At 61.9% G+C, this 11,991-nt stretch carries 8 protein-coding genes and 1 pseudogene; 7 read left to right on the top strand and 2 right to left on the bottom strand.

What is annotated here, in order from left to right:
- From JNL55_RS23625 to JNL55_RS23595, 7 genes and pseudogenes are all read left to right on the top strand, one after another.
- A pseudogene (locus JNL55_RS23625) lies at positions 1-1,048 on the top strand (hypothetical protein); the annotation flags it as partial.
- A 125-nt stretch (positions 1,049-1,173) separates the two neighbouring features.
- The gene (locus JNL55_RS23620; protein WP_293859896.1) at positions 1,174-4,059 is read left to right on the top strand and encodes a 2-oxoglutarate dehydrogenase E1 component; all 2,886 of its coding nucleotides are present in this window, start codon (positions 1,174-1,176) and stop codon (positions 4,057-4,059) included.
- Positions 4,060-4,088: 29 nt separating this feature from the next.
- The gene (odhB, locus tag JNL55_RS23615) at positions 4,089-5,312 is read left to right on the top strand and encodes a 2-oxoglutarate dehydrogenase complex dihydrolipoyllysine-residue succinyltransferase (RefSeq protein WP_293859893.1); all 1,224 of its coding nucleotides are present in this window, start codon (positions 4,089-4,091) and stop codon (positions 5,310-5,312) included.
- 87 nt (positions 5,313-5,399) lie between these two features.
- On the top strand, positions 5,400-6,824 hold the full coding sequence (lpdA, locus tag JNL55_RS23610) for a dihydrolipoyl dehydrogenase (protein ID WP_293859890.1): 1,425 nt from the start codon (positions 5,400-5,402) through the stop codon (positions 6,822-6,824).
- Between the two features lie 65 nt (positions 6,825-6,889).
- Positions 6,890-8,218, top strand: a complete 1,329-nt coding sequence (locus JNL55_RS23605) for an APC family permease (protein WP_293859887.1) — start codon at positions 6,890-6,892, stop codon at positions 8,216-8,218.
- 5 nt (positions 8,219-8,223) lie between these two features.
- Positions 8,224-9,372 carry a hypothetical protein gene (locus JNL55_RS23600; protein WP_293859884.1) on the top strand — a complete coding sequence of 383 codons (1,149 nt, stop codon included), beginning with the start codon at positions 8,224-8,226 and terminating at the stop codon, positions 9,370-9,372.
- Positions 9,373-9,439: 67 nt separating this feature from the next.
- Complete coding sequence (locus JNL55_RS23595; RefSeq protein ID WP_293859881.1) at positions 9,440-10,168, top strand: ABC transporter ATP-binding protein; 729 nt, start codon at positions 9,440-9,442, stop codon at positions 10,166-10,168.
- Here JNL55_RS23595 and JNL55_RS23590 read toward each other — a convergent pair.
- Positions 10,165-10,644 carry a WbuC family cupin fold metalloprotein gene (locus tag JNL55_RS23590; RefSeq protein ID WP_293859879.1) on the bottom strand — a complete coding sequence of 160 codons (480 nt, stop codon included), beginning with the start codon at positions 10,642-10,644 and terminating at the stop codon, positions 10,165-10,167. The genes JNL55_RS23595 and JNL55_RS23590 overlap by 4 nt on opposite strands.
- Before the next feature lie 9 nt (positions 10,645-10,653).
- A complete protein-coding gene (locus JNL55_RS23585; protein ID WP_293859902.1) occupies positions 10,654-11,913 on the bottom strand; it encodes a RelA/SpoT family protein in 1,260 nt (419 codons plus the stop codon).
- Between the last annotated feature and the right edge of the window lie 78 nt (positions 11,914-11,991).

The raw sequence follows: 11,991 nt of genomic DNA, 5'->3' as shown, positions 1-11,991 counted from the left end.
GGTCGAACATTTGAGTGCCCGTCCGCTCGCGCCGTTCACTCACGCTCACATCATGGACTTGCGGCCTCACATGATGCGGCCGGTGCCGGTCAATCCAGATTCCAGAGCGCCGCGCGGAAGACTCGGCACCATCGCCAAACTGCTGATGTTCGTCGCTGATTACTGGCTCGGCTATTGGCTGCAGATCCGGCCCAAGCTGGTGGCGTCGACCATGGTGGTGTCGAATCGCTATTTCGACGACATCCTGGTCGATCCTGGCTATTACCGCATCGACCGCTGGCGTCGGCTGGCTCGGTGGCTGTTGCCTTGGGTCCCGCGGCCGGAGTTGTGGCTGGTGTTCGACGTGCCGTCCGAGGTCTTGCAGACGCGAACACGCGAAGTCGCGGTGGAGGAGGCGGCCCGACTGCGCAGCGAGTATCGCAAGGTTCTGAGCCGACGTGAGGACGTGGTGGTACTCGATGCCGCCCAACCGCTCGATGAAGTGAGTGCCGAAGCCGAACGTGCGATCGTCGCGCAGCTGGCACGACGAACCGCGCGACGCCTCGGTCTACCCGATACGCGCAAAGACAACCCAACCTCGACGGGTCTGCTGCTGTTCTTCTGCCGACGGCATGTACCGCTGTTGAGCAAAGCGGTGCGTGTCCTTTTCAACAGCGACATTCATTGCCGCGTGCCTGACGACGTTCACATGCCCCATCCCTACGGCATCGTCCTGCATCGGCAGGCGGTGATCGGTCATCGGGTCACCATCATGCAGCAGGTCATGATCGGCAGCCCGGAGCGCGACCGGAACATCGCACCGGTCATCGGCGATGACGTGTCCATAGGCGCTGGAGCCCGAGTGCTGGGCGACGTGCGCATCGGCAATGGCGCCACTATCGGGGCCAACGCAGTGGTGACCCGGGACATTCCGGCGGGCGCCACGGTCGTGGGCGCGGACCGGATCGTCGCCACTAGTCGCAGTTCGGCGACGGGCGCCAGCGAGGCCGAACTCGCGCCCAATGTCGCCCGATTCCCGCCGTCCTCACGCAAAAATACCGCTGCTTGAGATAGGTATCACACTGCGTTTCGCAACCGCAGGGTGGTTCGGCTACACTACCGGCCCTCTAACGGTCCGTATCCGGCCAACGCAGGCCCAATCTTCCATAGTCCGAACAGGAACTTGCGAGCGCAATGAGCGACTCTTTGCGAGCTTTGCTCGACTCTACGCCTCTCGGGGCTGGCAACGCCCCCTACATCGAATCCCTCTACGAACAGTTTCTCGCTGATCCGGCGTCGGTCGAGCCCAAGTGGCGCGACTACTTCGCCGGATTGGGCAAGGCAGGCGGCGCGTCCGATGTGGCGCACGGCCCGATTCGTGATGCCCTGGCCAAGCGCGCTTACACCATCGGTGCCCCGACGGCAGCGGCGGCGCCCGCCAGCGCAGCGACCAACGATGCCTTCGCCAAGCAAGGCGCGGTATCCCGGTTGGTGCAGGTGTTCTCGAACCGCGGTCATCTGCTCGCCGATATCGACCCCCTGGGGTTGATGAAGCGCCCGGTGCCCGAGGTCCTGGAGCTGTCGCACTTCGGTCTGGGCAATGCCGATCTGGAGACCGAGTTCTTCACCGGCAGCCGCACCGACGCCATCGCCAAGCGCATGAAGCTGAAAGACATCGTCGCTCAGCTGCGCCAGATCTACTGCGGCACCATCGGTGCCGAGTTCGCGCACGTGTCCAACTCCACCGAGCGGCTGTGGTTACAGAACCGCTTCCAGGAAGGACGCGTCACCAATCGCTTTTCCAGCGACGAACGCAAGACGTTCCTGCGGCACCTCACGGCGGCCGAAGGTCTGGAGCGTTACCTCGCCACCAAGTACCCGGCACAGAAGCGCTTCTCGCTGGAGGGCGGCGACGCGCTGATCCCGCTGGTCGACGACCTGATTCAGCAGGGCGGCACGCGTGGCGTCGAAGAGATGATCATCGGCATGGCCCATCGCGGCCGCTTGAACATGCTGGTGAACGTGGTGGGCAAGTCGCCGCAGAAGCTGTTCTCGGAATTCGAGGGCATCTACGACACCAATCACATGCAGGGTTCGGGCGACGTGAAGTACCACAAGGGCTTCTCCGCCGACATCAAGACGCCGGGCGGCAACGTGCACGTGGCGTTGGCGTTCAATCCTTCGCATCTCGAAGTGGTGAACCCGGTGGTCGAAGGCTCGGTGCGTGCTCGTCAGCAGCGCCGTAGCGATGCCAAGGGCGACAAGGTCATTCCGTTGCTGATCCATGGCGATGCCGCCTTCGCGGGCCAGGGCGTCGTGATGGAAACGTTGCAGATGTCTCAGGTGCGCGGTTTCTACACCGGCGGCACCGTGCACGTGATCATCAACAACCAGGTCGGCTTCACCATCTCCAAGCCGGAAGATGCGCGCTCGACCATGTACTGCTCCGACGTGGCGAAGATGATCGAATGTCCGATCTTCCACGTGAACGGCGACGACGTCGAAGCGGTGGCCTTTGTCACGCGCCTGGCGCTCGATTACCGCATGACGTTCCACAAGGACGTCGTGATCGATCTGGTTTGCTACCGCCGCCTGGGTCACAACGAGTCGGACGAGCCAGCGGCCACGCAGCCGGTGATGTACTCGAAGATTCGTTCGCAAAAGACGCCGCGGCAGATTTACGCCGAGCGCCTGGTCGCCGAAAAGGTGATCGCGATGGCGGATGCCGATGCGATGGTCGATCAGTACCGTCGCGAGCTGGACGAGGGCAAGTCGCAGGCCAAGCAGTCGCTGGGCTTGATCGGCAACAAGCACACCGTCGACTGGACCAAGTACCACAACGTCGATCTCACCGAGACGGTGAAGACTGGCGTGCGTATCGAACAGCTGCGCGAATTGGCCGGCAAGCTGACGACGTTGCCGGCGAACATCACGCTGCATCGTCAGGTCGCCAAGATCGTGCAGGATCGCGAAAAGATGACTGCGGGCCAGCTGCCGCTGGACTGGGGTTTCGCCGAGAATCTGGCGTACGCGACCTTGCTGACCGAAGGCTATGAAGTTCGCCTGATCGGCCAGGACAGCGGTCGTGGCACGTTCTTCCATCGCCATGCCGTGTGGCACGACCAGAACACCGGCGACAGCTACGCCGCGCTTCAGCATCTGGCACCGAGCCAGCCGCGCTTCAACGTGTACGACTCATTCCTGTCGGAAGAGGCCGTGCTCGGTTTCGAATACGGCTTCTCGACCACTGAACCGAACAGCCTGACCATTTGGGAAGGTCAGTTCGGTGACTTCGTCAACGGCGCGCAGGTCATCATCGACCAGTTCATCAGCTCCGGCGAAGCCAAGTGGGGCCGGCTGTGCGGCCTCACCATGATGTTGCCGCATGGCTATGAAGGCCAGGGTCCGGAACATTCCTCGGCGCGTCTGGAGCGCTTCCTGCAGTTGTGCGCCGAGCAGAACATGCAGGTGTGCGTGCCGTCCACGCCGGCGCAGATGTTCCACATGCTGCGTCGTCAGATGAAACAAAGCTTCCGTAAGCCGCTGGTCATCATGACGCCGAAGAGCTTGCTACGTCACAAGCTGTCGGTGTCGCAGCTGGAAGATCTCACTCAGGGTTCGTTCCGTACCGTGATCGACGAGATCGACGACATCCAGGCGACCAAGGTGACGCGCGTGGTGTTCTGTTCGGGCAAGGTCTATTTCGATCTGCTCGACTCTCGCCGGGGCGATGCGCTTCACAACATCGCCATCGTGCGTGTCGAACAGCTGTATCCGTTCCCTGGCGAGGAATACGCGGCCATCATCAAGAAGTACGCGAATGCCAAGGAAATCGTCTGGTGTCAGGAGGAGCCGCAGAATCAGGGCGCCTGGTATCAGATCCGCCATCGCTTGCAGGAGTCGCTGACCAAGGATCATCACCTGCTGTACGCAGGTCGTGCCCCGGCGGCTGCTCCGGCCACCGGCATTGCCCACATGCACCAGGAACAACAGCAGGCGTTGGTCGACGCCGCATTACGTTCCTCGAGCACTGAAGAATCCCTGCGGCAGACCACGCGCCTCAAGGCCGCGAACAAGTAAGCCGCCAGGAAAATTACTGAGATCAACTGATGACAATCGAAATCAAGGTTCCGCAACTGCCCGAATCCGTTTCCGACGCGACGTTGGTGGCCTGGCACAAACAGCCGGGCGAGTCCGTCAGCCGCGATGAAAATCTGGTCGACCTCGAGACCGACAAAGTGGTGCTCGAAGTGCCGGCGCCGTCCAACGGCGTGATCAAAGAGGTCAAGGTTGCGAACGGCGCCACCGTGGTCAGCGGTCAGGTGTTGGCGATTCTGGAAGCGGGCGATGCGGTTGCTGCGGCTCCTGCGGCCAAGACCGAAGCCAAGGCTGAAGCGGCTGCGGCCGACAAAGCAGCGGCTGCCACCGGCGGCAAACTGGCTCCGGCGGCCAAGCGCATGGTCGAAGAGCACAAGCTCGATGCCGCGCAGATCGCTGGCAGTGGCCGCGATGGTCGCGTCAGCAAGGGCGATGTGATTCAACATCTGGCGGGCGGCAAGCAAGCGGCTCCGGCCGAAGCCAAGCCGGCTGCTAAGCAGGCTCCGGCAGTGAAGTTGCCGGCTGCTGTGGGCTCGCGCAACGAACAGCGCGTGCCAATGACTCGTCTGCGTGCTCGTATCGCCGAACGTTTGATCCAGGCGCAGTCCACGGCTGCGATGCTGACCACGTTCAACGAAGTCGACCTGACGGCGGTGAACGAAATCCGCGCTCGCTACAAGGACAAGTTCGAGAAGGTGCACGGCGTGAAGCTGGGCTTCAGCTCGTTCTTCATCAAGGCGGCCATCGAAGCGCTGCGTAAATTCCCGGCGGTGAATGCTTCCATCGACGGCAACGACGTGGTGTACCACGAGTTCTACGACTTCGGCGTCGCCGTCTCCACCGAGCGTGGCTTGATGGTGCCGGTGATTCGTAATGCCGAAGCGTTGAGCTTCGCCGAACTCGAGCAGGCTGTGGGCGACTACGCCAAGAAGGCTCGCGACGGTTCGATCTCGCTGGAAGAGTTGACCGGCGGCACGTTCACCATCACCAACGGTGGCGTGTTCGGTTCGTTGCTGTCCACGCCCATCCTGAATCCGCCGCAGGTCGCCATCCTCGGCATGCACAAGATCCAGGAGCGGCCGATGGTGGTCGACGGCGAGATCAAGATCCGCCCGATGATGTACCTGGCGCTCACTTACGACCATCGCATCGTCGATGGCCGCGAGTCGGTGCAGTTCCTGGTGGCGATCAAGGATGCGCTGGAAGATCCGTCGCGCCTGCTGCTGCAGCTGTAATTAGTCTGCCGATCACGGGCGCTGCGCTTGCAGCGCCCGTTTTTGTCCCCATTTAGTTTCCAAAGAAAAACTCGCTGCGGAGTTCTCATGTCCCAATACGACGTCATCGTCATCGGCGGCGGTCCCGCCGGTTATCCCGCCGCCATCCGCGCTGGCCAGAACAAACTCAAGGTCGCGTGTATCGATGAGTGGGTGAACAAAGATGGCTCGTATGCCTTCGGCGGCACTTGCTTGAACGCGGGCTGCATTCCTTCCAAGGCGCTGCTGGAAAGCTCGGAACTGGTGCATCGTGCTCAGCACGAATTCGCCGTTCACGGCATCAAGGTCGGCGATGTCTCGGTCGATGTGGCCACGATGCAGAAGCGTCGCGCCGGCATCGTGAAGGCGTCCACCCAGGGCATCCAAGCGCTGTTCAAAGCCGCGGGCGTCACCGGCCTCGCCGGTCACGGCAAGCTGCTCAAGGGCAACAAGGTCGAATACACCAACAAGGACGGCAAGAAAGAAGAGCTGACTGCCAAGCACATCATTCTGGCGTCCGGCTCGTCGCCGACCGAGTTGAAGAGCGTGCCGTTCGACGGCAAGCAGATCGTCGACTCGTGGGGCGCGTTGGAATTCGACAGCGTTCCGAAGCGTCTGTGCGTCGTTGGCGCCGGCGTGATCGGCCTGGAGCTGGGCAGCGTGTGGCGTCGTCTCGGCGCGGAAGTCGTGGTGCTCGAAGCACTCGATGCTTTCCTGCCGGCCGCTGACGGTGCGGTTTCCAAGGAAGCGCTCAAGCACTTCAAGAAGCTCGGCCTCGACATTCGCCTGGGTGCGAAGGTCAGCGGTGCAGACAAGTCTGCCAGCGGCGTGAAGCTGAAGTACACCGATGCCAAGGGTGAACAGACCCTCGAAGTCGACAAGGTGGTGGTGGCCATCGGCCGTCGCCCGTTCACCAAGGAACTGCTCGGTGACGGCACCGGCGTTCAGGTCGACGAGCGGGGCTTCATCAAGGTCGATCATGACTGCAAAACCGACGTGGCCAACATCTGGGCGGTCGGCGACGTGGTGCGCGGCCCGATGCTTGCGCACAAGGGCAAGGAAGAGGGCGTGATGGTGGCCGACCTGATCGCTGGCAAGGTCGCTGAAGTGAATTACAAGACCATTCCTTCGGTGATCTACACCGCGCCGGAAATCGCTTGGGTGGGTTTGACCGAAGAGGAAGTGAAAAAGAGCGGCCGGGCCTACAAGGTCGGTTCGTTCCCGTTCCTCGCAAGCGGTCGCGCTCGCGCGATGGAGTCCACCGCGGGCTTCGCCAAGATCGTGGCTGCGCAGGACGATGACGAGATCCTGGGCGTGCACATCATCGGCCCGATGGCCGGCGAGCTGATCGCCGAAGCCGTGCTGGCGATGGAGTACTCGGCCTCCACCGAGGACCTGCAGCGGACCATCCACGCGCATCCGACCTTGTCCGAGGCGTTGCACGAGGCGGCGCTGGCTGCGGACAAGATCGCCATCGACTTCCCGAACCGCTAGCCGACGCGGGGACAGATTTCAAATCTGTCCCCTGTCGAGCCCGCCGCATCGGCTATTCTCGGCCGATGCACGACACCCACAGCGCTCCGGCCGGCGTGGCCGGCAATCCCGACGCACTCCTGTCTCGCGAGCTGGGCACGCGGCAGCTAGCCGCAACCATCTTCAACTACGTCGTGGGCAGCGGCATTTTCGTGCTGCCGGCCTTCGCAGTGCTGCAACTCGGCAGCGCCGCACCGCTGGCCTATCTGGCCTGCGCCATCATCATGGGGTTGGTAGTCATCTGCTTTGCCGAAGCCGGCAGTCGAGTGTCATCGACCGGCGGTCCCTATGCCTATGTCGAGACTGCGCTCGGGCCGATGTTCGGTTTCGTCGCGGGCTGCTTGGTGGTCGTGACTGGTACTTCCGCCGCCGCGGCTGTGTCCAGCGTGCTGGCGAGATCCATGCTGTCACTCGTGCCCGATGCTTCGATCTGGGTGAATCGGGCGGTAATTCTGGTGTTGGTGAGCTTGCTCGTCGGCATCAATTATCGTGGTGTGAAGACGGGCGCACGCGTCATCGAGTTCGCGACCGTGGCCAAATTGTTACCGCTGCTGGCGTTCGTGTTCATCGGCGTGTTTTTCATCGAGCCTTCCAATCTGGTTTGGACCCACGTGCCTGATGCCAGCACCGTGCTCGGCACAGCGGGTATCGTGATCTTTGCGTTCTCCGGCATCGAAGGGTCGCTGATGCCCAGCGGCGAAGTGAAGAATCCTGCCAAGACGGTGCCGCGTGCTGCGTTTATCGCGCTCGGCGCGGCGACGGTGCTTTATCTGGCTATTCAGTTTGTCGCCCTTGGCATTATGGGCACAGCGCTCGCGGACGATCGCACGACGCCGTTGGCGAGTGCCGCTAACGCGGTTCTCGGGCCGACGGGGCGGACGGTGTTGGTGGTTGGTGCGGTGATTTCGATGTTCGGTTACTTGAGTGCCAACGTGCTGTCGGAGCCGCGCGGTTTGTTTGCTATGAGCCGCGATAAGTTCTTGCCGAGCATGCTGGCGTCGGTGCATCCGACTTTTCATAGTCCTCACAAGGCCATTGTCATTTATGGCCTGGTGGTGGCGGCCATCGCCTTGTCCGGGACTTACGAGACCCTGACTATCTTTGCCAATTTGTCGGCGCTGATGCTTTATTTTCTGTGCGCCATCGCGGCGTATGTGCTGAGGAAGAAAGATATTCGCACTGACGGCGAGCCCTTCGTCGCGCCCGGCGGGCCGCTGATTCCTTTCGCCGCCTGCGCGTCGCTGGCCTGGTTGTTTTATGAGACGGTGACGTACAAGCAGTTCATGGCGCTGGTCATTGTGTTAGCGGTGACGTTCGCGCTGTATTTGGTGCGTTGGGCGCGGTTGAGATTGTGAACGGCATGCGCTCACTGCCGGCGTGGACGCCGGGCTGGTTGCGTCGGCATCCGGCGTTGCTGGTCGAGTGGTTGCGGTTTGTGAATGCGCTGTCGCGCTGGCGGGAAGATGGCCGGCGCGCCGCTGTGTTTGTTGCTTCCGCTGTGGTTTCTATTTCCGCTGCGGTTGCCATGGTTGCGCTATCCCTTGATTCTGGGCGGCATGCTGTTGGCTTCGTCGATGCGCTCGCTAAGTACTGGCTGCTCGTCGCTGTCATCGCCGCTGTTTACGCAGCCTCAACGGTTGCTCGTCGCCGCAGGCAGGTTGTCGAATCTCAGGCCCAGTCCTGGCTGATTGCCACGCCGATTCCACCGTCGAGCCTGCGGCTATCGCACGCGATTCGGACGTTGTTTCCTTTGGTTGTCATGTTCCTCGCCGTGCTGGTTGCCGCTGGCGTGGTTGCGCTTGCGAGTGACGGTGCCACGACGATGTCGGCGATTGATTCCGTGCCGAATGCCTCTGCGATTGTGATTGCCGCTGTCGCGGGAGGTTTGCTCGTAGGAGGCTTCGCTGGCTGGTGGGCCGCCCGCGGGCGGAAGCCTGCCGAGTTCGCTGCTTCAAGATATGTTTTGCGGCCGAAGGCCAGCGGGCCTTTGCAGCCCGACGCTTCGGCGTTGGCTCACTGGCCGACGGCGCAAGTCATGGCATGGAGCCGGCCCGAGAATTCTCGATATCTGCTGATCATTGCCTTGTTGGCAGTGCAGGGCGGGTCATCCGCGGTGACCGGCTTGTCAGTAGTGGCGATGTATTTCGTGGCCAGCTATTTGGCGGCGTTGCTGTCCGCGATGATCAAGGTCGCTGAACACGCCGCAGCTTGGCTGCGCGCCACGCCGATGACGCTTGGTGAATTCGTTTGGGCGTTGTCACGCCGGGCTTTGCTTCATCAGGTCGGCGGCACTGTGTTGGCCGGCGTGGTCATGCTGATACTGGGCTCGCCAATTGAAATGGCGCTGCAGATCGCGTCGTTGTGGCTAGTGCTGGTCCTGTCGATCTCGGGCTTCGCCCTGATCGACAACTATCGCGGCCGCTCTCCGGCGATCAAGATCGCTTTGTCCGTCGCAACCTTCGCCGCGCTAGCCATGGCCATGCAATTCCGCGCTGGGGCGAAGGCATGACCACTGTCATTGCCGCCGCTATTTGTTCGCGCATTCCAGGGCAAGCTTCGACCGGGAGAGCGTAGTGATGACCAATGTCATGCTCGATATTCGTTCCGTTCACGCCAAATACGGCAAGCGTGAAGTGCTCAGCGGAGTGAGTCTGCAAATCCCGGCGGGGGAGTGGTTTTGTTTGCTCGGGCCCAATGGCGTCGGTAAGAGCACTCTTCTACGCTGTATCGCCGGCGCACTCACGCCATCAGCCGGTGACATCCGAATCGCCGGTCACTCTGCGCTCACCGCACCGCTCGAGGCGAAGCGACGACTGGGTTACGGGTGTGCACCCGAGCAGCTCCCGGGGCTGCTGACCGGGCGTCAGTGTCTGGAGGTTTACGCTCAAGCAAAGGGCCTGCAGGTAGTAAGTGTCGATGTGCTCAGCCTGGCGAACGAACTGAAGTTCAACAGCTATCTGGACAGCTTCGTCGATACCTATTCGCTGGGGACGAGACAGAAGCTTTGTATCCTGCTGGCACTGCTCGGCGAGCCGCAGCTGATCGTCCTGGACGAAGCCTTCAACGGGCTCGACCCGGCGAGCGCGCTCACGGTGAAACATCATTTGCAGAAGCGACTGAGCGACGCAAAGTGCTCGGTGCTGTTGGCGACCCATTCCCTGGACATCGTCGAGCACTACGCCGACAAAGCAGCGTTGCTGATCGACGGCCGCATCGTCCGAGAGTGGAGTGAAACAGAAATCGCCGCCTTCCGAGTGCAAGGCGACAGCGCGATGGAAACGGCGCTCGCCGCAGCCTCGAGCTAGCGAGCAACGCGAGCGCCGACAGGCGCGGTGCTGATCCAGCGTTGAAATGCGGCTTTCTCAGCGCTGCCTTCTTCCGGTGCCCAAGCTGCGAACTCGGCAGCAGTGGCCGGGTCGTACGGACCTTCTTTGACTTCCACGAACGCGGCACCATCCGTCAGTGGCAGCAACGTGTGCCAAGTCTTCATCGGCAGTTCGAACGCGAGATTGTCCGTGCCTTCGCCGATGACATTGCGCGCCGTGATCGTGCCGTCAGCATCGAACTCCACCACCTCGAACCGACCGCGAACAATCGTACACAGCTCCGACTTGCTCAGATGCCGATGCGGCCGGATGTACGAATCGCTGTGAGCGACTACAACAAAACGCTGCACTAAATCGGACGCTGAAGAGTGCAAGTTGTGGTGCGCTCGCCGCCGCGGACTGGCGCTGGCCTTGGCGGTCATCTCATCGAGCAGCGACGCGGAAATCAGTTTCATACGGAAACCCTAAGCCTTGCGCCGAGCGCTGAGAACATTCGGCAGCCCCTGAATCCGAGCCAGCAGTCGCGACAGTTCCTCCAGATCGTGCACAGTGATCTTCAGGTTCATATCCGCGATGCCGTCGGTCTCATGCGTCAGCGTGTTCATGGCGTGAATATTGATCTTGGAGTCGGCGAGCACACCGGTGACGTCTCGCACCAAGCCGCGACGATCGTACGCGCGCACGTTGATATCGACCGGGAACGAACGATCTCCACCCGAGCCCCATTCCACCGGAATGACCCGCTCAGGATTGGCAACGGCCAGCCGTTTGAAGTTGGCGCAATCGTCGCGATGGATACTGACGCCACGGCCCAGCGTGATGTAGCCGCTGATGGCCTCAGGCGGCACAGGGCTGCAGCAGCCGGCGAAATTGGACAGCAGATCGTCGACGCCATCGATGGTGATGCCCGACGCCTTCTTGGGTTCGGCCGCCGGCCGCTTCACTACTGGCGTCGGCAATTCCTGCGGCTTGGCGCGACGTTGCACGGCGCCGCTGATCTGAGCAGCGTTGATTTCGCCTTCGCCGATGGCGCGATACAACTGATCGGCGTTGTCGACATTGAACTCGCTGATCAGCTCCGGCAAGGTCACCGAGTGGACCGCCAGCCGCTGCAGCTCGCGCTCCAGGATCTGCCGACCTTGCTGAGTGTTCTGCTGTTCGTCGAGCTTGCGAAAGAACGCCCGCACCTTGTTCCGGTTGCGAGGCGAGGCCAGGTAGCCGAGCGAAGGCACCAGCCAGTCGCGACTCGGATTGAGTTGCTTGCTGGTAATGATCTCGACCTGATCGCCATTGGCGAGCACGGTGTTCAACGGCACCATGCGGCCGTTGACCTTGGCGCCCCGGCAGCGATGCCCCAGATCGGTATGCACGTGATAGGCGAAGTCGAGCGGCGTCGCGCCTCGGGGCAGATCGACCACTTCGCCGCGCGGTGAGATGGCGTAAACGCGATCTTCGAACAGCTCGGAGCGCACCCGGTCCAGAAACTCGCCTTCGGTTTCCTCGCCGCGTTCGCTGGGCTCGAGCACCTGTCGCAGCCAGATGATTTTTTGATCGTAAGCCGCGTTGCTTCGCGCGCCTTCCTTGTAGCGCCAGTGGGCAGCAACGCCGAGCTCGGCGTGAGAGTGCATTTCGCGCGTACGGATCTGCACTTCCAACGGCAACTTGCCCGGCCCGATCACCGCGGTGGGTAGCGATCGGTACAGGTGGTCGTTGGGCGTGGCGATGTATTGGTGGAATTAGCCGGTGATGTACGGCCACATGCCATTCTCTATGCCGTGAGCGGCATAGCAATCCGCGATGCT

Origin of the sequence: Steroidobacter sp., assembly GCF_016790065.1 — a bacterium.
Lineage (GTDB): Bacteria > Pseudomonadota > Gammaproteobacteria > Steroidobacterales > Steroidobacteraceae > Steroidobacter.
The sequence above is the reverse complement of the archived record's forward strand: the minus strand, read 5'-3'. Positions and strand labels throughout refer to the sequence as shown.